Below are 21293 nucleotides of genomic sequence, written 5' to 3'. Positions count from 1 at the left end.
CTTTTTTCTGCTAGTCGATTTTCCTCCTATTTTTGAGCAAACTCAATAGATATCCATGATTTGCTTCCCAAACGCAAAAATCAACTTAGGCCTCCACATCACTTCAAAGAGAAATGATGGGTTTCATGAGATCGAAACCTGCATGGTGCCTATTCCTTTATTTGATGCATTGGAAATCATTATAGAACCTAAAAAATCAACATGGACTAGCTCAGGTTTATCAATTCCCGGAGACCCTAAAGACAACTTAATAGCTAAGGCTTACCAGCTCCTCAAAAAGGATTTCCCAAATCTACCAAACATCGCTATCCATCTACACAAAAACATTCCGATGGGTGCGGGCCTTGGTGGAGGTTCGGCAGATGCTGCTTTTGCCTTGAACTTGATGAACAATCTTTTTGATCTGATTTTAGATGATTTTTTCCTAGAAGAATATGCTGCAAAACTGGGAAGTGACTGTCCGTTTTTTATTGAAAACACTCCCAAAATCGCAACTGGAAGAGGTGAAATCCTAAATGAAGTAAACATTGACTTGAAAGGGACACATCTTGTATTAATCAATCCTGGAATCCACATTGGCACCAAAGAAGCATACGCTGGAGTTACTCCAAAGAAGCCAGAAAAAGACTTGTCGGAGATTTTAAAGGACAAGAAAAGATGGAAAGAGGAGTTGAAGAATGATTTTGAACCAAGCATTTTTTCAAATCATCCGGAAATCAAGCAAATCAAAGATAGTTTCTACGAAGCCGGGGCTTATTATGCTGCCATGTCTGGATCAGGCTCTACTGTTTTTGGATTGTTTGATCATGAGCCCGAAATTATGATAAGAAAGGATTCATATTTCCAATTTGTAGCTACACTTTAAGTCACTAGGAATAAATAGGTTAATTGTATTCTTAAAACGGTTTTGTATTTTATATTTGTAAATCATAAATATGAAATACAATGGCGACATTCACTAGTACACTTCCCGACGAGCTCCTTCAGAGACTAGCTGATTATGCGAAGAAGCTTTCTCTTCCAAAAAATAAATTGATGGAGAATGCGCTTGACCTTTATTTAGAACATCTGAAAAGAGCGGAATACATCAAATCCTATAAGCAAGCAGCACAGGATGAAGACATACTTTTGGTAGCAGAAGAAGGCATGGACTCATATCTTAAGCAAATCGAAGATGAAGCAGGGTGAGATATGGATGTCTGATTTGAATCCATCGGTAGGATCGGAACAAGCTGGAAGAAGACCGGTAGTCATCTTAAGTGGAAACTTGATGAATAAATTTCTTCAAGTGGTCATCACTGCTCCTTTGACTACTAAAATCAAAAACTATCAAGGAAATCCAATTTTGAAACCCTCTGCCAAAAACGGGCTGAAACTGGAGTCTGAACTACTAGTTTTTCATATTCGATCGATATCCAAAAAAAGGTTGATCGAAAAAGTAGGCGAGATTTCAAGTGAAGAATTGAAATTGGCACTTTCTACTTTGCAGGATATCACAACACTTTAATTTTTATCCTAACGGCCTTACAGGCTTTCTCCTTTTATTTAAATAATTCAAAACGGGATAAGAAAGCACAGACACCAAAATGATGGCGGTTCCAAGATAAAACTGGGGAGTCATTTTTTCACTTTCCCCAAAAATCAAAACAGCAAGAACGATTCCATAAACAGGCTCAAGATTTACAGTCAAATTGATAGAAAAAACTGAAAGACGCTTCATTAAATCTACTGATACAGAAAATGCATAAACCGTGCATATTCCTCCAAGAATCAAAAGCCAAAACCAGTCCATCCCTTCCCAAGCCCATTGGATCCCTACGCCATCACTTAGGAATTCAGAATATATAGGCATAAAAAGTAAAGTGAATAAACAAGCTCCTGCCATTTCATAAAAGGTAATCTGGTAAGGGCTGTGTTTTTGAGTGAGGTTGCCATTGATGACGGAAAAAACCGCAGCCAATAATGCCGAGCCTAAGGCCATTATCAATCCTAACCAATAGCCGGATTCAAATGAAAAAATCACCAACAAACCAGAAATCACCACCAACCCTAATGCGACTTCGTACCATTTGATTTTAGTACGGTTAAATATAGGCTCCACAAAAGCTGTCCAAAGTGATGTAGTAGCCATTCCAGCCAAGCAAACAGAAGCAGTAGAAACTCGAGCCGACCAAAAAAAGAGGATCCAATGCAAAGCAATGATAATCCCAGTGGAAGTGACTTTTAGAAGATCTTTTGTTGGGAGGAGAATATTTTTCTTTTTGATCAGAAATAAAAAAGCTACTCCAACTGACGCGATCAAGGTCCGATAAAACACCAACTCAATTGAAGGCAAACTGATTAAAAGTCCCAAAATGGCGGTAAAACCCCATATCAGAACTATGAAGTGAAGCATCAAATAGTCTTTGACGGTCGCACTCATTTATCGGGGAACAGTTTTATATAAAACTAAACCGGTTAAGGCAAATACGATATTCGGAAGCCAAACTGCCAAAATCGGATACGTAGCCCCATTTTCGGCAAAAGTCCTAGAAAGGATAAACAATAATATATAAATAAAGGCCAATAAAAATCCCATCGCAATTTGAAAACCTGAACCTCCCCGAGTTTTTCGAGCAGACATAATGACTCCAATAAAAGTCAAAATGATAGCGGCAAAAGGCGACATAAATCTTACATATCGCTCAATCTTATAAAATGCGACATTGTCTGCACCTCTCTCTTCCAAAACCCGAATTTGTCTACTTAGCTCAGGAAGTTTTAAAGTCTCATGATGATTGGGAGGAAGATCAAAATCGGCGGGAGTAATTGTCAAAGCTGTATCCAATTTCTCCCCTACCGTATATTCTTCTTTTTTATCCTTCAACTCACGAAGTCGCCAGTTAATCATCGTCCACTCATGTTTGGCGGTATCCCAAACAATCCTATCAGCAGAAATTTTATTGATCAACTCCCCATCACGGATTGTCTCCAAAGTAAATGCATATCCAGTATTACCTGATTTGAAAAACCTACTCAGATAAGCGTAGGAATCTGCCCCCACTTTAATATGAATATTAGGATCCGTCGTTGTTCTGGTTTTCTCTAGGTAGGTCAATTTAAATTCAGTAACCCCTTTCGTAGCCACAGGAAGAACCCATCCATTCAATAAAAAGCTGATCCCTCCAATCATCATGGCCGCGAAAATAAAAGGACGCAATAAGCGCGGAAAGCTAACTCCACTACTTAATATCGCAATGATTTCTGTTCTACCAGCCATTTTGGAAGTAATGAAAATGACAGAAATAAAGACGGTAATCGGGGTCAATAGATTATTCAGATACAATCCATAATTCCCCATGTACTTCAAAACTTCTCTGGAAGGAACATCATTCCTGATATAAGCATCGTTTTTTTCAGTAAAATCCAATACCAAAACAATCAGGATCAGCATCAAGACCACAAAAACGTAGGTCTTTAAAAAATCCTTAATGATCAGCTTGTCGAGAAGTTTCATGAATTAGAGTCTGGTACTTACTTTTTTCACCATTTGATCTTTCCAAACGGCAAAATCTCCTGCAAGGATATGTTCTCTTGCCTCCTTAACCAGCCAAAGATAAAAACTTAGGTTATGAATACTCGCGATTTGAGCTGCCAAAATCTCCTTACTGATCACCAAATGCCTCAAATAAGCCTTTGAGTAGAAAGTGCTGACATGACCTCCAATAGCTGGGTCAATAGCCGAAAAATCATCTTTCCATTTTTCGTTTCGGATATTTATAATACCCTCCGACGTGAAAAGCATCCCATTTCTCGCATTTCTTGTTGGCATGACACAATCAAACATGTCCACGCCCAAAGCAATACATTCCAAAATATTGGCCGGCGTCCCTACCCCCATCAGATATCTAGGCTTATCTGTGGGCAGAATATCGGTCACCAGTTCAGTCATTTCATACATCATTTCCGCAGGTTCCCCTACAGAAAGACCTCCGATCGCATTTCCTTCTTGATTTGTGGACGCAATAAACTCTGCACTTTGCTTCCTCAGGTCTTTATAAACCGAGCCTTGGACAATCGGAAATAGCGTTTGACTGTATCCATACTTACTTTCTGTAGAGTCAAAACGATCTATGCATCTTTTCAACCAACGGTGAGTCATTTCCATGGAATTTCTGGCATAGCCATATTCACAAGGATATGGAGTACACTCATCAAAGGCCATAATAATATCAGCACCAATGGTCCGCTGGATATCCATCACATTTTCTGGAGTGAAATGATGTTTCGAACCATCAATATGAGATTTAAACATCACGCCATCTTCCTTGATTTTTCTAGTGCCCGCCAAAGAAAACACTTGATATCCTCCACTATCAGTCAGGATCGGCTTAGACCAACCATTGAATTTATGGAGACCTCCTGCCTTTTCCAGAATATCCAATCCTGGACGAAGGTATAGGTGATAGGTGTTGCCAAGGATGATTTCCGCTTTCACGTCGTAGAGCAACTCACGCTGATGGACTGCTTTGACAGATCCAGCTGTACCGACAGGCATAAAAATCGGTGTTTGGATTTCGCCATGATCGGTTTTCACGACTCCGGCACGGGCTTTACTTTTATTATCTTGATGCGAAAGGGTAAACTTCATAGGTTAAAACGCAGACTTGTAGGGACAATCCGCAAATTGTATGATCTTGGCTACAAAAATATACTGTTATTCTTAAATGACTTGCTGAATTTGATTTTATATTTGCCCAGCAAAATTGACCTATGGGCCTATTTTTACTTTGGTTTATCTTCGGTGTCGGAATATTGATTCAGGTAGTTTACCTGCTTTTGATATTTGGCCGTACTTCATTTTCAAAGCCTACCAAGGCTCATTCTGATCCCCAAAAAGAAGAGGGAGTGACAGTTCTGATTGCGGCTCATAACGAGTTCCAAAATCTTAAAACCCTGATCCCTAAACTTTTCGAGCAGGATTATCCCAAATACGATGTTATGATCGTCAACGATAGATCCACGGATAGGACCAAGCGACTTCTCGAAGAAATGATGGCAATCTATCCAAGACTTCGATCTGTGACGATCAAGTATACGCCAAATCATGTCACTGCCAAAAAGTTTGCAATGACATTGGGAATTAAAGTTTGCAAAAATGATGTCGTTTTACTGACGGATGCTGATTGCATTCCAAATTCTGATCAGTGGATCCGTAAAATGACTGCCCCAGTTCGCCAAAATGACAAGACATTCTCTTTAGGATATTCTGGCTATGAAAAATCTTCAGGTTTTTTAAATAGCTGGATCCAATTCGAGACACTTCTTACGGCATTGTATTACATTTCTTTTAGCCTTTGGAAAGCTCCTTTTATGGGAATAGGCAGAAATCTTTGCTATCGCAAAAGCTTCTTTATGGAAGTGAAAGCTTTCAAAGGTTTATGGCATATCGAAGGAGGTGACGATGACTTATTTGTCAATCAATATGCAACCGGTAAAAATACGGCTGTAGTTTTAGACCCGGATGCCAATACGACTTCTAAGCCAAAGACTACTTTCAAAGAATATTTGGTTCAGAAGAAAAGACACTTACATGCAGGAAAGTATTATCGCGGAGAAGACAAACAAAAAATTGGATTCTTCTCTCTTTCTCATGCATTATTCTGGTTAGGAGGTCTCGGATTGCTAATTTATTTCGGAATTGACCAGAGTTGGGAACAATTTTTAATTGTTTTCGGTATTATTCTTCTAAGGTCTGTAATAGTTGTCAGCGTTTTTGCGTCAGCAAGTAAAAAGATCCAAGGTACTAAAGCCGCAAAAAATGTCTGGATGCTGGATTTCTTGTATTTAGGTTATTTTTGGGTTTTGGGAACTATCTCCCACCAGGCAAAAGATATCCAATGGAAATAAACGAAAGAGGTTTTTCAAATAAAGCACTAGAGGATTTTGCTCTGATCGACAAAGCCGTTCAGGACAAAGACCAACAAGCCTATGCCAGTTTGATGAAGCGGTATAAAAAAGCCGTTTATTTCATGATTCTGAAAATGATTCGCGATGCCGATGATGCAGAGGATCTGACGATGGAGGCTTTTGCAAAAGCATTTAAGAATTTAGAGCGATTCAAGAAGGATTATACTTTCAGTACTTGGCTATTCCGAATCGCCACCAATAACACCATTGATTTTATCCGTAAGAAAAAGCTCAAAACAATGAGTTTGAACAATACGATGACGGATGATGGAGGAAACTCTGTGAATATTGATGTTGAGGACGATGATAACAATCCTCAGGATGAGTTTATAAAAACCCAGCGTATAGAAATGGTACGCATTTTTGTGGATAAACTACCTGCGAAATATAGAAAACTCGTGCAGTTGAGGTATTTCGATGAACTTTCCTACGAAGAAATCGCCCAAGAGCTTGAAAAACCTTTAGGAACTGTGAAAGCTCAGCTTCACCGATCTAGGGAATTGCTGTATGAAATCGCCTCTGGCAAAGAAAAACACATCTAATGAACCCAGGAGTAGAAATCATCCAGGAATACTTTCCTGACCTCAGTGAAAAGCAAAAAGAACAATTTTCTAAACTGGCAGAATTATATGCTGATTGGAATTCAAAAATAAATGTGATCAGTCGCAAAGACATGGATCAGTTTTACATCCATCACGTGTTACATTCCTTAGGCGTTTCTAAAGTAATGCCTTTCGAGCCTGGCACTAAAGTCCTTGACATTGGAACTGGTGGAGGTTTCCCGGGAATTCCTTTGGCAATCCTTTTTCCAGAAACCCACTTTCATCTGGTTGATTCCATTGGAAAAAAAATCACGGTTGTGAAAGATGTCGTGAAGCAATTGAAACTGACTAATGTCGAAGCACAGCAAGCCAGAGCAGAAGAATTGGTTCGCAAATATGATTTCGTGGTCAGCAGAGCTGTTACCAGAATGATTAATTTTTATCCTTGGGTAAAAAACAAAATCCGAAAAGAAGACATCAATGAGTATCCTAATGGGATCCTATATTTGAAAGGCGGAGATGTGGATGAAGAAATGGAGGAATTAGGAAAATCTTATGTGGTTTACCATTTGGAGGATTATTTCAAAGAAGATTTTTTTGAGACCAAAAAGGTCGTTTATATGCCTTGGGAGGACAAACGATAAATTTGATGTCAGAATTTTGATCTTAGATTTCTGATTTTAGAGATTTTATTTCAAAAGTTAAGACGTACCATTTTATATATATTTCAAGAGATTTTTAGAAAAAATAATTTTCTCTTCACTTTGAGAATCTGAGTGAATATTTTTTTCATTTTCCCGACAATTAGCTCCACTTCACTTGCCTCCTTTCGGAGATTAGCCCTAATTTGAAGTCTCAATTCCCCAAGCTGTATGTATTTAATTTTTGATACCGAAACAACAGGTCTCCCTCGCGATTACAATGCTCCCATGTCAGATGTTGACAACTGGCCTAGGCTGGTCCAACTCGCCTGGCAGCTGCATGATGCGACGGGAAAACTGATTTCAAATCATAATTATATCATCAAGCCTGATGGCTTCACTATTCCTTACAATGCTGAAAAAGTCCATGGCATCTCTACTAAAAGAGCTGAAAAAGAAGGTCATGATCTAAAACAGATTTTAGGAATTTTCGAAGGAGATGTCAGACAGGCGCAATACCTCGTCGGACACAATGTAGAGTTCGATATCAATGTGGTAGGTTCGGAATTTTTGCGAGCAGAAGCACCGATGCCTCTCACCGCTACTCAACTGGATACAAAAGATATATCCACAGATTTCTGTGCGATACCAGGAGGAAGAGGAGGAAAATACAAATGGCCAACGTTGACAGAACTTCACCAGAAACTTTTTGGAAAGGGTTTTGGTGACGCTCACGATGCGGCTTACGATGTGGACGCGACGGCTCGATGTTTCTTTGGCCTGATCACACATGGTGTCCAAGCTCCAGAAGCAGGACTCACAATTGATCAAGTTGTTTATGAGGCTCCAAAGCTTGCTGAAGCAAACTTTGCGCAAGCGAAAGATGATCAAAAGGCTGCTGCCAAAGACATTCTGAAACAAGCTGGAAGAGCAGATATTTCTGACTTGACAGATATTCCTTTTACACATCTTCATGTCCATAGTCAGTACTCAGTCCTTCAGGCGACTTCCGAGATTCCAGCCTTAGTAGCCCGCGCAAAATCTCTAGGGATGAACGCAATTGCGATGACCGATCATGGCAATATGATGGGTGCATTTCATTTTGTGAAAGAAGCGATGGGCAAAGAACTCAAACCTATTTTAGGTTGTGAATTCAATCTTTGCCGGGACAGAAAAAACAAAGCAAACAAAGATGACGGGTACCAGACCGTTCTTCTTGCAAAAAATAAAGCAGGGTATCATAACCTTGCCAAATTAGCTTCTTACGCCAATATCGAAGGATTTTACTATGTCCCTCGAATTGACAGAGAAGTATTGGTGAAGTACAAAGAAAACCTGATTGCAACCACTGGTGGCCTTTGGGGTGAAATTCCATTTTTGATTTTGAATGTCGGAGAAACCCAGGCTGAAGAAGCATTTGTATGGTGGAAAGAACAGTTTGGGGATGATTTTTATGTCGAATTAAATCGCCATGGAGTACCAGAAGAAGAAAAAGTCAATGAGGTACTTTTAGAATTTGCACGCAAGTATGATGTAAAATACTTTGCTGCAAATAACTCATACTACAATGAAAAGACTGATGCCAAAGCGCATGATGTTTTGCTTTGCGTGAAAGACGGCGAACTGGTAGAGAAGCCTAAAAAATACATCGGGAAACGAGGACGTGAATTCAGATATGGATTCCCAAATGATGAATTCTACATCAAGAGTCCTGATGAAATGAAAAAGCTTTTTGCCGATTTGCCGGAGGCGATAGAATGCACGCAGGAAATTGTAGACAAAATCGAAGCTTACAAATTGGCAAGGGAAGTACTACTTCCAAAATTCGATATTCCTGATCAATTCAAACATCCCGAGGACGATGTTGACGGCGGAAAACGTGGAGAGAATGCTTTTTTGAGGCATTTGACATATGAAGGAGCCAAAAAACGATACAAGGAAATCACACCTGAAATCCAAGAACGTTTGGATTTTGAATTAGCTACTATCGAAAAAACAGGCTACCCAGGTTATTTCTTGATCGTACAGGATTTTACCGGTGAAGCAAGAAAGATGGGAGTTTCTGTAGGGCCTGGACGTGGATCGGCTGCCGGATCTGCAGTGGCCTATTGCATTGGAATTACAAATGTGGATCCGATCGAGTACGATCTCCTTTTTGAGAGATTCCTAAATCCGGATAGGGTTTCACTTCCCGATATTGATATTGACTTTGACGATGAAGGTCGTCAGAGCGTCATTGATTATGTAATCAAAAAATACGGTTCGAATCAGGTGGCCCAAATTATCACCTATGGTACCATGGCCGCCAAATCCGCAATCCGTGATACAGCGAGGGTATTGAATTTGCCTTTGGCGGAAGCTGGAAGATTAGCAAACCTAGTTCCTGACATCAAGCTGAAAGCCCTTTTTGGAATGGCAGGAAACAGAGCTGCACTTTCTGATAAGTTGAAAGGCCAGGGAGAAATGATCGCCAAAGCGGATGAATTAATTAGAATTTCAAAAGGTCAGGATGAATCTGCTAAGACGATCAATCAGGCGACCATGCTGGAAGGATCAGTTCGAAACCTCGGAATTCATGCCTGTGGGGTGATCATCACTCCGGACGACATCACCAATTTCGTTCCTGTTGCCCTTGCCAAAGATTCCGACATGGTTTGTACCCAGTTTGACAACTCGGTGGTAGAATCTGCAGGCCTCTTGAAAATGGACTTTTTGGGTTTAAAAACCCTGACTCTGATCAAAACAGCGATCAAAATCATCAAGGAAAGACATGGCATCGAGTTGGACGCTGACACCTTCCCTATCGACGATGAAAAGACCTATGAGCTTTTCCAGAGAGGAGAAACAGTTGGTATTTTTCAATATGAATCTGCCGGAATGCAGAAATACATGCGCGAACTGAAGCCTACCGTTTTTGCGGATTTGATTGCCATGAACGCACTGTACCGTCCAGGACCATTGGCGTACATTCCTTCTTTTATTAAAAGAAAACATGGTATCGAGCCAATCGAGTACGATCTGGACGATATGAAAGAATACCTGGAAGAGACTTATGGGATTACTGTCTATCAGGAACAGGTAATGCTTCTTTCTCAAAAGCTAGCTGGATTCACCAAAGGTGAGGCGGATGTTTTGAGAAAGGCCATGGGTAAGAAGCAGAAAGATGTACTGGATAAGATGAAACCTAAATTCATCGAACAGGCTTCCGCCAAAGGACATGATGCCAAAAAACTCTCAAAGATCTGGACTGACTGGGAGGCTTTTGCATCCTATGCATTTAACAAATCCCACTCCACCTGTTATGCATGGATTGCTTATCAGACAGCTTACTTAAAGGCCCATTATCCTGCTGAATATTTAGCTTCGGTACTGAGCAATAACATGAATGACATCACGCAGGTGACGTTTTTCATGGAGGAATGTAAGCGGGCAGGTATCCCAGTTTTGGGGCCAGATGTCAATGAATCCAAAAATGGGTTTACTGTAAATGCAGCCGGAGAAATTCGATTTGGAATGGCTGCAATCAAAGGAGCTGGCTCGGCTGCTGTAGATGAAATTATCAAAGAAAGAGAAGCGAACGGTCCTTTCAAAAATATCTTTGACTTTGCGAAAAGAGTAAGCTCCAAAGCTCTAAATAAAAAAACCATGGAAGCTTTAGCCATGGCTGGAGGGTTTGACTGTTTCAAAGAGCATCATCGTCGTCAATATTTGGAAGCTCCCGATGGAGATTTAACCTTGATCGAAAAAGCAACCAAGTATGCACAAAAAGTACAGCAGGAAGAAGATAGTGCGCAGGTAAGTCTTTTTGGAGGTGGCGGTGGAAGCATGGACATTCCTTTGCCTTCAGTGGCACCGATGGAGCCATTTTCGCAGCTTCAACAGCTAAACATTGAAAAGGAGGTAGTCGGTCTTTACATTTCAGGGCATCCGCTAGATCAATATCGATTGGAAATCGAATCCTTCACCAACGCGAATCTTCCTGAGTTAAATGATCTGGAAAGTTTAAAGAACAAGAAGGAATTAAAAATTGCTGGCTCCGTAACCAGTTTTGCGCATAGGACTACCAAAAATGGAAAGCCTTTTGGAACCTTGACGCTGGAGGATTACCATGGAGGTTTTACATTCTTTCTGTTTGGCGAAGACTACGTGAAATTCAAAGAATACTTCATGACAGGCTGGTTTTTGTACCTTTCTGGACAGATTGTCGGGAAGAGATGGGCAGAAAATGAATTGGAGTTTAAGATCACCAATATCATGCTGCTCAGTGAAGTCCGTGGAAAAATGGTCAAAGGGCTTCGTGTAAATATTGATTTGGATGATTTGACCCTAGACCTGATGGAAAAGCTGGAGGCCATCACGGAAAAATATAAAGGTGACGCAAAGCTCTACTTTGACATTGTGGACAGGAAGGAGAATATAGCATTGGAATTATTTTCAAAGAAATTCTCCATCGATCCAAGTGCTGAGATGATCAAAGAATTGAAAGAGATCCCGGAAGTGGTTTACAAAGTGATTTAAACCAAGACCTTTGAAACTCAAAATTTAAAGCTGAGGTGGAATTTTTCCATCTCAGCTATTTTTTTTCACCAGTGAGTTTAGTTATCTTAACTACCTGAAAACTAACTCAAAATGAAAAAATATCTCCTAGTACTTTTTAGTCTACTTTATCTAACTGCTTGTACTGAAGAAGAAAATCCAGTAGCAGTTCAAGAAGATTTTGACATTCTAAATCTCGATTCACTTTTGGTTCATGTTGTAAAAAACCCTTCAGGAAAATTAAAATCCAAAACAATGGAATTGCAAAACAACATTAGCCATGAGGAATTTTTCTACAATCAAGCGGGTGATTCAATTCTTACGATTAAAACATATGAGTCCAATGATAATTATTCCTACTCCGTACACCATTACGATAATCTAGGCCACATTATTTATTCAAAGAATTATTTTAGGGAAAATGGTCTCTTGAAATATCTGAACTCAACCCAATATCTATATACAGACTTCCATCAAATAGCTAGCATCTCCAGAGGGAATAATGATTCAAACACCAAAATTCTTGAGTTCTTTTATGATGAAAATCAACGAAAGGTGAAAATGACTGGCCGATTACCATTCGCTGGAGAGAAAATTGAAATGTTTTACGAAAATCCTGAAAGTAATAAGGTTATTAAGGAATATTTTTATTGGGATAAAAACATTGAAATCCCGTATTACAGCTACCAGATCAACTACGATGATATGGGGAGAATTTTTTCAAAGACTACTTCTGAAACAGAGAACTCTGAAGCTTTAAAATATTTCTATGATGAAATGGGAAGAATAATAGAAGAGATATATTACGATTTACATTTTGGACAACAGGAATTGGGAAAGGTTAATTACACCTATTATGAGTAAAATTTTTGAAGCAAATAGGTCAAGTAATTCAATCAGAATATTAATTTCTTCTATAAGTCATAGACAAAAATTTTAAATCGATCGGAACTTATTATTCTTCAATCGGCTTTTGCTCATATATTTGAAAAAATTAAGCAAATCTAAACTAAACATACAATGGGAAAAGCAATTGAAATCACTGATGCTAACTTCGAAGAAATTATCAAATCCGAACAACCAATTTTGGTAGACTTCTGGGCAGAGTGGTGTGGACCTTGTAAAATGATCGGTCCAGTGGTAGAAGAATTAGCTGGTGATTATGACGGAAAAGCTGTCATCGGAAAAGTAGACGTAGATGCAAACCCTTCAGTAGCTCAAGCTTTCGGAATCAGATCTATCCCAACTTTATTATTCTTCAAAGGAGGACAAATTGTAGATAAGCAAATTGGTGCAGTTCCAAAATCAGTTTTGGCACAAAAACTAGACGCTCAACTTTAATAGAAATAATTATTAAGAGTAAAGCCACAGGGTATTCCTTGTGGCTTTTTTTTATCTTAATGGTTCGATGAAAGAAAAATTGATTTCACTGGAAGAGTTTTGGTCTCTAAGAACTCAGATCCCTCTGATAGATGCCAGAAGCGAAGGAGAGTTTGCTCAAAGTCACATCCCAGACGCTTGCAATATACCTATCCTTACCAATGAGGAGAGAATTATCGTCGGAACCATCTACAAGGAAAAAGGTGCTATTGAGGCTACCTTAAAAGGATTTGAGCTTGTTGGCCCCAGGTTTCATGAAATCCAAAAGTCTGTTTTAGACAAATTTCCTGATGGGAAAATTCTGGTTTATTGCTGGAGAGGTGGTATGAGGAGTCAAATCCTTTCCTGGCTTTTGAGCATGGTGGGATTTGAAGTATACCGGCTAAAAGCCGGGTACAAGACCTACAGAACTTTCACTTTTGAGCAGGTAAGAAAGAATTGGAACCTGCTTGTCTTAGGAGGAAAAACCGGAGTGGGAAAAACCAGACTTCTGAAAGAACTCGAAACAAGAGGAGAACAGATTTTAGATTTAGAGGCTTTGGCGAATCACAAAGGATCGGCATTTGGAGCGATCGGTCAAGCTCCTCAACCAAGTGTGGAGCAATTCGAAAACCTGATGTCAGAAGAATTGGCAAAGAAGGATCCTGAAAAAATCATTTGGCTGGAAAATGAAAGTCGAAGGATTGGGAAAATCGTGTTGAACGATCATTTTTTTGATCAAATGGCAAAATCTCCTTTGATCGATATCAGAAAGCCAGAAGCAGACAGGATTCAATTGATTAAGGAAGAATATTCCCATTTACCGAAAGAAGAACTTATTGCAGCAGTCAACAGGCTTAAAAAGAAATTGGGAGGTCTTAGAACTACCAATGCCATTGAGGATATCCTCAATGATAATCATGAGTCTTGGATATCAAATATGTTGATTTATTATGATAAGACATACCAATTCGATTTGGAAAGACATAGCTCAGACACCATCGAAATTTTAGATTTATCAAATAAGGATTTAAATGAATCCACAGAAATTTTATTAAAGCTTAAGAGTATCATTCATGGAAAACTTACCAACCCGACTCACTGAGTGGAGCGAAGGATCTGGATGCGGATGCAAAATAGCTCCGGCAATCTTAGATCAGATTTTATCCTCAAGTGGATCATTTTCTCAAATCGACCCGAAACTTTTGGTAGGTAACTCTGGAAAAGATGATGCGGCAGTTTATCAGGTTTCAGAGGATATTGCGATTATCAACACCGTAGATTTCTTTACACCAATTGTTGACAACCCATATGATTTTGGAAGAATTGCCGCTGCCAATGCCATTTCGGATGTTTATGCAATGGGAGGAAAACCAGTTTTTGCCAATGCAATTTTGAGCTGGCCAGTAGAGAAGTTAGCACCTGAACTTGCAGCAAAAGTTATGGAGGGAGCAAAAAGTATTTGCAAAACCGCAGGAATAGAATTGGCGGGAGGACATTCTATTGCAGCTAAAGACCCGATTTTCGGACTATCTGTCAATGGAATTGTGCATCCACGAAAAATCAAAACCAATAAAGGTGCAAAAGCCGGCGATATCATTTACCTCACCAAACCCCTTGGAATTGGCGTCTTGGCCACTGCTTTAAAAAGACAAAAAATTCAGGATAAAGATTACCTCAACTTACTTGACACGGCTTGTAGATTAAATTCTATAGGAGAAATAATAGGGAATCATGAGGAAGTTCATGCGATGACCGATGTGACTGGATTTGGTTTGCTTGGACATCTCACCGAAATGTGCGACGCGGCCAAGGTCTCAGCCGAAATAATATTACATAAACTTCCTTTGATCGATGGGATTCAGGAGTACATCAATCAATTTATTTTCCCAGACAATACGTATCGAAACTGGAATGCTTATAGTGCCAAAACAAAAGGTGTGGTAGGAATGGATTTGGTCAAACTTTGCGATCCACAAACTAGCGGAGGTCTTATGCTAGCAGTAGATCCAGAAAACCAAAAATGGTTTGAAGACGCGATGAAGCAACAGAATCAGGTGATTTGGGAAATTGGGAAGTTTAAAGAAAAAGGGGAATTTGTAGTGGAAGTGAACTAAAAAAGAACAGCCAGCGATAATTGCTGGCTGTTCTTTTTATGAATCATATCTTTTTAAACTAAAGTTGAAACTCCTCCACTCACCATAAACTTCATCACATCGGAGCTTTTTACACCTACCAAAGGTGTTACTTTATCTTTTGGCACCAAGAACACATTTCCTGACACATTGTAACTATGGGGAAAATAAACAGCTACCAAATCAGCCTCTCCGATAATAGACATATCCTCTTGCGTGATAAATCCCAATCTCATCAAGGTGTCGCTTATCTGAACTTTTACCGGAGAGGAAAATTTTTTTTTATCTCCAACAAATGCCCCCATCAAATCCTTGATACTGGTATAAATCAAGTTGACCAATGGGATTCTCACCAAGCCTCTTTCTAACCAATCAAAAAGCGGTTTTGCAAAGAATAAACTAGCCAAATAGCCCACAAAAGTTATTAATGCCAATACCATCAAAATCCCAATACCTGGGATAGGAACTGGAATTAAATTATCGAGGAAAAGGATGGTTTGAAAGATAATATAAATCGTCACTACCAGCGGAGTGACAAACAATAACCCACGCAAGAAATAAGAAAGAATACGCTTATAGGTAAAAGCCATGGCTATAAATTTAAAATCCTGATTAGGGTTCAAAACTAATCAGGATTTATACTTGATGATACTATTCTATTTAAATTTCTCTATATCAATCAGGAAGAACTTTCACTTTCACGCTTTTGTAATAAATCACAGACTTTGGATCATGGGCCTGCAAAGCTATCGTTCCGTGGTCTACTTTTTTAGTACCCAAATCACCTTTACGGTTTTCGTCTTTGGATTGGTCGTAAACATTCACTGTTTCGCCATTGATCTTTACAGTCACCACATCACCTTGTACGATGATATGCTCAGTGTACCATTCTCCATCTTTCACATAAACATCTTTCACGTCTTGGAAAGAATAAACACTACCCGTTTTTCTCCAATCACCATGACTTTGATTTACCTGAATTTCATAGCCTACATTTGGCCATCCATCTTCTTGGTATTGGGTATGAATAAAAATTCCTGAATTAGCTCCAGGCATTGTTTTTACTTCGGCGATTACTTCGAAGTTATTGAAATCATGGTTTGCGACATCTCCATTGTAAAATGCATGTCCTCTTGGGCCTTCTACTTTGATTACTCCATCTTCCACTTTGAATGATTGAGAGTTTTCTGAAATTTTCCAGCCATCTAAGTTTTTACCGTTGAAAAGCTCCACCCATTCTCCAGATTGGGCAGAAACTGAAAGTGTGATCAAAAAGCAAATGGCAAATGAAAATAAATTTTTCATAATACGAGTGTTTAATAGTTTGACATGAAATTTAAAGCCAATTCTTGAATTAATTTCTCCTATTAAAATAAAAAACCCGAAGAATTACTTCTTCGGGTTTTTACTACTATATAAGTTCTAATTCTAATCTTAAAGGTCAATACCCATAAAGGACATAAAGGCCATTCCCATTAATCCAGTCAAAAGCATTGTAATACCCAATCCTTTCAAACCATTTGGAACATTAGAATATTTCAGTTTTTCTCTGATTGCGGCAAGTGCCACAATAGCCAAACAGAAACCAGTACCAGAACCGAATCCATAAACTGCAGATTCAGCCAAGGTATAATCTCTCTGAGCCATGAAGAGTGATCCCCCAAGGATTGCACAGTTTACAGCGATCAATGGAAGGAAAATACCCAATGCACCATAAAGTGCTGGAGCAAATTTCTCAACCACCATTTCTACCAACTGTACCATCGCAGCGATGATCGCGATAAACATGATGAATCTCAAGAAAGAAAGATCAACAGACGCAAGATCTGCCATTACCCAAGAAAGAGCTCCTTCTTTCAATACATATTCATTCAATAACCAGTTTACTGGAACTGTCACCGTCAATACGAAGATAACTGCTGCTCCCAAACCGATAGCTGTACTAACTTTTTTCGAAACCGCCAGGAAAGAACACATTCCAAGGAAGTAAGCGAAAACCATATTGTCGATAAAAATCGACCGAATACCTAAGCTAAATAATTCCATTTTTCTTTACTGGTTTTTAGTGTTCAACATATCCTGTTTTGGTACGCTGTACCCAAATGATCAATCCTAAGATGATAAAAGCACCCACAGGAGAAACCATTAGGCCGTTGGTAGCCAATTTAAAATCAGGACCGAAAATACCTGAAATAGTGTCAAATACAGGTAATCCGAACACTGATCCCGAACCCCAAAGCTCTCTAAAGAAAGCCACTGTTAGGATAATCCAAGAATAACCTAATGCAGATCCCAAACCATCCAAAACAGAATCATAAGGTTTGTTACCCAAAGCAAAAGCTTCAAGTCTACCCATTACAATACAGTTGGTGATGATCAAACCTACGAATACAGAAAGTTCTTTATACATATCGTAAGCGAAAGCTTTCAACACTTCACTTACTAAAGTTACCAAGGTAGCAACCACAGCAAGCTGTACGATAATACGAACTCGGGCAGGAATCGTGTTTCTCATTAAAGAGATCACAAAGTTAGACATCGCAACTACGAAAATTACAGAGATCGCCATTACAAGAGTAGGCTTCAGCTGTGTAGTTACCGCCAATGCTGAACAAATTCCCAATACCTGAATAGTAATTGGGTTTTCATCCACTAAAGGATCTGTTACTAATTTTTTACGGCGCTTGGAAAGGAAAGCCTCTGCTGGCTTTTTGACAATCGCTTTTTCTATAGTTTCAGCACTCATATTGATAAATTTCAGTGAGTTTTAATTCGATTAAAGAGCGGCTACTGCCTGAGAAGATTTCTTTGACTCAATATAAGCCTTATAATGACTCAGGTAACTTTTCACCATATTATTGACGCCAGTACCTGTAATAGTAGCACCTGACATTCCATCAATTTTGTGTGGCTCAGAAGAATAATCCTTCCCTTCACCTTTTTGCATTTCCACTCCTACCAATTCTCCAGACTCATTAAAAATCTCTTTACCTGAATATCTAGATTGAACTTCGGGAGTAGTGATTCTTGCACCAAGTCCAGGAGTTTCTCCGGCGTGTGCCATTGTAATTCCACCTACAGTATTCATATCTGTATCCAAAGCAAGATATCCCCAGATTGCATCCCATAGGCCTGCTCCGTATAAAGGAAGGATATAGGATTTTACTTTAGAATCATCCCCTTCTTCATGATAAATGAAAACTGGATAAAGTCTATCTTCAGCTGGAAGCTTATAGTTTTTAGCAACGTCTACGTTTTCGGCAGAAACTGCTACACCATCTTTTTCAGTAACTTCTTTTCCATTGATATCTACTACAGTAGCACCAATATGACTTTCGTAATATTGGTTTACTTCCTGAGGAGACATTGCTGAAATTTCTTCACCGCTGATCACAGCACCTAGAATTTGCTTTTTCTTATCCAAAGCAATGGCTTCCTGCTGTCTTGGACCTAAAACCTGAGCTGTACCGGAAAGTAATAAACCCAGTACTACGGTCAAAATGACAGAGAAAGTAATGATATAAGCGTTAGACTGTTGCACGTTGTAACCTCCTTGTTTTGTTAGCTTTTACTACATAATAATCGATCAATGGAGCAAATACGTTCATTAACAATACTGCTAGCATGATCCCTTCTGGATAAGCTGGGTTAGTCACTCGGATGATGACAGTCAAAACACCGATCAACATACCATAGATCCATTTTCCAGTTTCTGTCTGCGCCGCTGATACCGGGTCAGTTGCCATGAAAACCAATCCAAAAGCCATACCTCCCATTACCCAGTGGTATTGAGGTGGAATAGCCATGTATTCATTCACTGCCAAAAGATTCAATACTGTACCCATCACATAAGCTCCTGCAAAACCAGAAACTATGATTTTCCAGCTTGCTACGCCTGTTGCGATCAAGATAATCGCTCCAACCAAAGCCATCAAAGTAGAAGTTTCACCGATAGAACCAGGAACCCAACCCATGAATAAATTCATAAAGCTGAAATCACCTCCGATAGAAGCATTGTGAGCATTTAGAGCTTCAACAGCTGTTTGTGTTCCTTCTACTCCAGCATTGTAAGCTACAGAAAGAGCAGTTGCTCCAGAGAAACCATCTACAGCTGTTTCACCACTTAGGTAAGTCCAAACCTGATCACCTGAAATCTGAGCAGGATAAGCAAAATACAAGAATGCTCTTGCTGTCATTGCTACGTTTAGGATGTTCATACCAGTACCGCCAAAAACCTCTTTTCCGATTACTACGGCAAAGATTGTAGCCAATGCCACTTGCCATAATGGAATAAATGGAGGCATCACTAGGGCGATCAACATCCCTGATACCAAGTATCCTTCACTAATTGGGTGGTTTCTGATCACACAGAAAGTAAATTCTGTCAATAGACCTACCGCATAAGAAACAATTAAAGTAGGAAGAACGGCCATGGCACCGAAAAGTGCTCTGTCCACCCAAGTCACTTCTTCACCTACAGCTAGGAAGTGCTGATATCCTACGTTCAAAATTCCGAAAATCAAAGCAGGGATCATGGCAATTACTACCGTGATCATGACTCTTTTTAAATCTACAGCATCTTTAATCTGCGCACCTTTTGCCTTTGTAGTCAAATCAGGAGCAAAAGCAATCGTCCGGTGTCCTTCATAAAGAGTGTAGAATTTCTCCCACTTTCCACCCTTTTCGAAATTCGGCTTTAGCTTATCAAATAAGTTTTGTAATGCCTTCATATTTTAACTATACATTAATAATTCAATCCCATTTCTTACCAATTCCTGCAAATCGTTCTTCGAAGGATCTACAAACTCACACAATGCCACATCCTCTTCAATGATCTCATATAGTCCAAGCTCTTCCATTTCGTCAAAATCTTCAGAAACGATCGCTTTAAACAAATAAGTAGGAAGGATATCCATTGGAAGTACTTTTTCAAAAACTCCAGTCACCACAAATGGTCTTTCTTCACCGTGAGTATTCGTATCTACTTTAAACTCTCCTTTGTTTAGGAAAGAGAAAATACCCAAAGCCTTACTAAAGCTCAACTTGGAAGTAGTTGGTTTGATCCAACCCAAGAATTCCTCATAATCTCCCTCAGGGATAACAGTAATCTGGTTGTGATAATATCCAATGTAGCCATCCAAAGAGATTTTCTCTCCGGAAAGAACATTTCCAGAAATCACTCTGACATGACCTGAATTAAGATTTCCTTTTGTGAAAGTTGAAACGTTTGCTCCTGTGTAAGTTTTCACATAAGCAGCTTTGGTTACTTCAGAACCCGTCACTGCTACAACTTTAGAGGCATCATAAATACCTTCCAAAAGCAATTTACCGATCTGAACAACTCCATAAGGGTTAACAGTCCATGCAATTTCTCCTTTATTAATAGGATCTAAATGATGGATTTGAATCCCTACGTTTCCTGCTGGGTGTGGACCGGAAAATTTGTTGATTTCTGCATTTTTTACATTTGCAAAAACAGCCGGAGTTGGGTTAGCACCATCAAGGTTTAGATGAACTTTACCAGTAGTAAGTTTTGCCAAAGCATCAATACCAGCCTGGAAGTAGTTCTCATCACCTTTCAGAGTGAAACCATAATCAGCTGCCAAAGGATTTGTATCAAAACCAGATACGAAAATAGCCTTAGGAGTGTCAGCAGGATTTGCTACAATCCCGTATGGTCTTTGGATGATGGAAGGCCAAACGCCAGAACCGGCAATTTTAGCAACTAAAGCATCTCTGTCAAGAGAGGCTAAATTGGCTTTTCCTAAATCTTCGTGGGTGATGGTTGCGTCCGCTTGGATCTTGATTTCAAGAAGCTTTCTCTTCTCTCCTCTTTTGACCTCTACTACCTGACCGGAAACCGGTGAAGTGTAGATTACCTGATCCATGGCTTTATCGAACATGATGGGAGTACCAGCCTTTACGGTATCTCCTTCGTTGACAAGTACTTTAGGCCTTTGCAAGCCAATAAAGTCCGTCGGCTTAATGGCGAAGGTTTGAGCTGGAGCAAAATCAGCTAACTCTTGATTAGCCTTTCCTACCAGTTTGAGGTCAAAACCCTTCTTAAGCTTCACTATTTTAGACATATCTGTTTTTGAACTATGAGCCTTTGAAAAACGCCCCAAATCTAA

The 21293-nt window shown here is 39.4% G+C and carries 21 protein-coding genes; 11 read left to right on the top strand and 10 right to left on the bottom strand.

Going from position 1 to position 21293, the window contains the following annotated elements:
- Positions 1-55: 55 nt before the first annotated feature.
- The 3 genes from ispE (at position 56) to FHS59_RS14245 (ending at position 1507) form a co-directional block, all read left to right on the top strand.
- Positions 56-865 carry a 4-(cytidine 5'-diphospho)-2-C-methyl-D-erythritol kinase gene (ispE, locus tag FHS59_RS14255; RefSeq protein ID WP_184496022.1) on the top strand — a complete coding sequence of 270 codons (810 nt, stop codon included), beginning with the start codon at positions 56-58 and terminating at the stop codon, positions 863-865.
- Between the two features lie 80 nt (positions 866-945).
- Positions 946-1188: a ribbon-helix-helix domain-containing protein gene (locus FHS59_RS14250; RefSeq protein ID WP_008198770.1), complete on the top strand. Its 243-nt coding sequence runs from the start codon at positions 946-948 to the stop codon at positions 1186-1188.
- A complete protein-coding gene (locus FHS59_RS14245) occupies positions 1175-1507 on the top strand; it encodes a type II toxin-antitoxin system PemK/MazF family toxin (protein WP_184496020.1) in 333 nt (110 codons plus the stop codon). The genes FHS59_RS14250 and FHS59_RS14245 overlap by 14 nt, the downstream gene beginning before the upstream one ends.
- 3 nt (positions 1508-1510) lie before the next feature.
- Here the strand turns inward: FHS59_RS14245 and FHS59_RS14240 are convergent, their stop codons facing one another.
- Genes FHS59_RS14240 through tgt form a run of 3 tightly spaced genes read right to left on the bottom strand, consistent with a single transcriptional unit; the run spans position 1511 to position 4630 of the window.
- Positions 1511-2422 (bottom strand): DMT family transporter, encoded by a 912-nt coding sequence (locus FHS59_RS14240; RefSeq protein ID WP_184496018.1) that lies wholly within the window; start codon positions 2420-2422, stop codon positions 1511-1513.
- Positions 2423-3496: an LptF/LptG family permease gene (locus FHS59_RS14235; protein WP_184496016.1), complete on the bottom strand. Its 1074-nt coding sequence runs from the start codon at positions 3494-3496 to the stop codon at positions 2423-2425. It abuts the gene before it with no gap.
- A 3-nt stretch (positions 3497-3499) separates the two neighbouring features.
- Positions 3500-4630 carry a tRNA guanosine(34) transglycosylase Tgt gene (gene tgt, locus FHS59_RS14230; RefSeq protein ID WP_184496014.1) on the bottom strand — a complete coding sequence of 377 codons (1131 nt, stop codon included), beginning with the start codon at positions 4628-4630 and terminating at the stop codon, positions 3500-3502.
- Positions 4631-4752: 122 nt separating this feature from the next.
- Here tgt and FHS59_RS14225 point away from each other — a divergent pair, with 122 nt between their 5' ends.
- From FHS59_RS14225 to selD, 8 genes are all read left to right on the top strand, one after another.
- Positions 4753-5889 (top strand): glycosyltransferase, encoded by a 1137-nt coding sequence (locus FHS59_RS14225; RefSeq protein ID WP_184496012.1) that lies wholly within the window; start codon positions 4753-4755, stop codon positions 5887-5889.
- The gene (locus FHS59_RS14220; protein ID WP_184496010.1) at positions 5880-6491 is read left to right on the top strand and encodes an RNA polymerase sigma factor; all 612 of its coding nucleotides are present in this window, start codon (positions 5880-5882) and stop codon (positions 6489-6491) included. Before FHS59_RS14225 ends, FHS59_RS14220 begins: the two co-directional genes overlap by 10 nt.
- Positions 6491-7135 (top strand): 16S rRNA (guanine(527)-N(7))-methyltransferase RsmG, encoded by a 645-nt coding sequence (gene rsmG, locus FHS59_RS14215; protein ID WP_184496008.1) that lies wholly within the window; start codon positions 6491-6493, stop codon positions 7133-7135. The genes FHS59_RS14220 and rsmG overlap by 1 nt, the downstream gene beginning before the upstream one ends.
- Before the next feature lie 228 nt (positions 7136-7363).
- Entirely contained in the window at positions 7364-11650 is a 4287-nt protein-coding gene (gene dnaE / locus FHS59_RS14210; protein WP_184496006.1) for a DNA polymerase III subunit alpha, read from the top strand.
- A gap of 111 nt (positions 11651-11761) precedes the next feature.
- Positions 11762-12532, top strand: a complete 771-nt coding sequence (locus tag FHS59_RS14205; RefSeq protein WP_184496004.1) for a lipoprotein — start codon at positions 11762-11764, stop codon at positions 12530-12532.
- A 156-nt stretch (positions 12533-12688) separates the two neighbouring features.
- Positions 12689-13009 carry a thioredoxin gene (gene trxA / locus FHS59_RS14200; RefSeq protein WP_184496002.1) on the top strand — a complete coding sequence of 107 codons (321 nt, stop codon included), beginning with the start codon at positions 12689-12691 and terminating at the stop codon, positions 13007-13009.
- 67 nt (positions 13010-13076) lie between these two features.
- Complete coding sequence (mnmH, locus tag FHS59_RS14195; RefSeq protein WP_184496000.1) at positions 13077-14132, top strand: tRNA 2-selenouridine(34) synthase MnmH; 1056 nt, start codon at positions 13077-13079, stop codon at positions 14130-14132.
- Entirely contained in the window at positions 14104-15144 is a 1041-nt protein-coding gene (gene selD, locus FHS59_RS14190; RefSeq protein WP_184495998.1) for a selenide, water dikinase SelD, read from the top strand. Before mnmH ends, selD begins: the two co-directional genes overlap by 29 nt.
- Before the next feature lie 53 nt (positions 15145-15197).
- Here the strand turns inward: selD and FHS59_RS14185 are convergent, their stop codons facing one another.
- The 7 genes from FHS59_RS14185 to FHS59_RS14155 all read right to left on the bottom strand — a co-directional run bounded on the left by FHS59_RS14185 (position 15198) and on the right by FHS59_RS14155 (position 21248).
- On the bottom strand, positions 15198-15752 hold the full coding sequence (locus FHS59_RS14185; RefSeq protein ID WP_184495996.1) for a DUF502 domain-containing protein: 555 nt from the start codon (positions 15750-15752) through the stop codon (positions 15198-15200).
- An 85-nt stretch (positions 15753-15837) separates the two neighbouring features.
- Positions 15838-16467: a 3-keto-disaccharide hydrolase gene (locus FHS59_RS14180; RefSeq protein WP_184495994.1), complete on the bottom strand. Its 630-nt coding sequence runs from the start codon at positions 16465-16467 to the stop codon at positions 15838-15840.
- A 129-nt stretch (positions 16468-16596) separates the two neighbouring features.
- Positions 16597-17208, bottom strand: coding sequence for an NADH:ubiquinone reductase (Na(+)-transporting) subunit E (nqrE, locus tag FHS59_RS14175; RefSeq protein ID WP_184495993.1), 612 nt, complete (start codon positions 17206-17208; stop codon positions 16597-16599).
- Positions 17209-17224: 16 nt separating this feature from the next.
- Positions 17225-17908 (bottom strand): NADH:ubiquinone reductase (Na(+)-transporting) subunit D, encoded by a 684-nt coding sequence (locus FHS59_RS14170; protein ID WP_184495991.1) that lies wholly within the window; start codon positions 17906-17908, stop codon positions 17225-17227.
- A 30-nt stretch (positions 17909-17938) separates the two neighbouring features.
- On the bottom strand, positions 17939-18703 hold the full coding sequence (nqrC, locus tag FHS59_RS14165; RefSeq protein WP_184495989.1) for an NADH:ubiquinone reductase (Na(+)-transporting) subunit C: 765 nt from the start codon (positions 18701-18703) through the stop codon (positions 17939-17941).
- Complete coding sequence (locus FHS59_RS14160; RefSeq protein WP_184495987.1) at positions 18690-19892, bottom strand: NADH:ubiquinone reductase (Na(+)-transporting) subunit B; 1203 nt, start codon at positions 19890-19892, stop codon at positions 18690-18692. Before FHS59_RS14160 ends, nqrC begins: the two co-directional genes overlap by 14 nt.
- 3 nt (positions 19893-19895) lie before the next feature.
- Positions 19896-21248, bottom strand: coding sequence for a Na(+)-translocating NADH-quinone reductase subunit A (locus FHS59_RS14155; protein ID WP_184495986.1), 1353 nt, complete (start codon positions 21246-21248; stop codon positions 19896-19898).
- Between the last annotated feature and the right edge of the window lie 45 nt (positions 21249-21293).

The organism is Algoriphagus iocasae (assembly GCF_014206875.1).
GTDB lineage: Bacteria > Bacteroidota > Bacteroidia > Cytophagales > Cyclobacteriaceae > Algoriphagus > Algoriphagus iocasae.
Note: the sequence above shows the minus strand (reverse complement) of the source record. Positions and strands in the feature narration are given on the sequence as shown.

Bases quoted from the DNA above. Each gene is read 5' to 3' on its own strand.
- FHS59_RS14180 (WP_184495994.1), bottom strand. From the start codon at position 16,467: ATGAAAAATTTATTTTCATTTGCCATTTGCTTTTTGATCACACTTTCA.
- selD (WP_184495998.1), top strand. From the start codon at position 14,104: ATGGAAAACTTACCAACCCGACTCACTGAGTGGAGCGAAGGATCTGGA.
- tgt (WP_184496014.1), bottom strand. From the start codon at position 4,630: ATGAAGTTTACCCTTTCGCATCAAGATAATAAAAGTAAAGCCCGTGCC.
- trxA (WP_184496002.1), top strand. From the start codon at position 12,689: ATGGGAAAAGCAATTGAAATCACTGATGCTAACTTCGAAGAAATTATC.
- mnmH (WP_184496000.1), top strand. From the start codon at position 13,077: ATGAAAGAAAAATTGATTTCACTGGAAGAGTTTTGGTCTCTAAGAACT.
- FHS59_RS14170 (WP_184495991.1), bottom strand. From the start codon at position 17,908: ATGAGTGCTGAAACTATAGAAAAAGCGATTGTCAAAAAGCCAGCAGAG.
- FHS59_RS14160 (WP_184495987.1), bottom strand. From the start codon at position 19,892: ATGAAGGCATTACAAAACTTATTTGATAAGCTAAAGCCGAATTTCGAA.
- FHS59_RS14245 (WP_184496020.1), top strand. From the start codon at position 1,175: ATGAAGCAGGGTGAGATATGGATGTCTGATTTGAATCCATCGGTAGGA.
- FHS59_RS14185 (WP_184495996.1), bottom strand. From the start codon at position 15,752: ATGGCTTTTACCTATAAGCGTATTCTTTCTTATTTCTTGCGTGGGTTA.
- FHS59_RS14155 (WP_184495986.1), bottom strand. From the start codon at position 21,248: ATGTCTAAAATAGTGAAGCTTAAGAAGGGTTTTGACCTCAAACTGGTA.
- FHS59_RS14225 (WP_184496012.1), top strand. From the start codon at position 4,753: ATGGGCCTATTTTTACTTTGGTTTATCTTCGGTGTCGGAATATTGATT.
- FHS59_RS14205 (WP_184496004.1), top strand. From the start codon at position 11,762: ATGAAAAAATATCTCCTAGTACTTTTTAGTCTACTTTATCTAACTGCT.
- dnaE (WP_184496006.1), top strand. From the start codon at position 7,364: ATGTATTTAATTTTTGATACCGAAACAACAGGTCTCCCTCGCGATTAC.
- ispE (WP_184496022.1), top strand. From the start codon at position 56: ATGATTTGCTTCCCAAACGCAAAAATCAACTTAGGCCTCCACATCACT.
- FHS59_RS14235 (WP_184496016.1), bottom strand. From the start codon at position 3,496: ATGAAACTTCTCGACAAGCTGATCATTAAGGATTTTTTAAAGACCTAC.
- FHS59_RS14250 (WP_008198770.1), top strand. From the start codon at position 946: ATGGCGACATTCACTAGTACACTTCCCGACGAGCTCCTTCAGAGACTA.
- rsmG (WP_184496008.1), top strand. From the start codon at position 6,491: ATGAACCCAGGAGTAGAAATCATCCAGGAATACTTTCCTGACCTCAGT.
- FHS59_RS14220 (WP_184496010.1), top strand. From the start codon at position 5,880: ATGGAAATAAACGAAAGAGGTTTTTCAAATAAAGCACTAGAGGATTTT.
- FHS59_RS14240 (WP_184496018.1), bottom strand. From the start codon at position 2,422: ATGAGTGCGACCGTCAAAGACTATTTGATGCTTCACTTCATAGTTCTG.
- nqrE (WP_184495993.1), bottom strand. From the start codon at position 17,208: ATGGAATTATTTAGCTTAGGTATTCGGTCGATTTTTATCGACAATATG.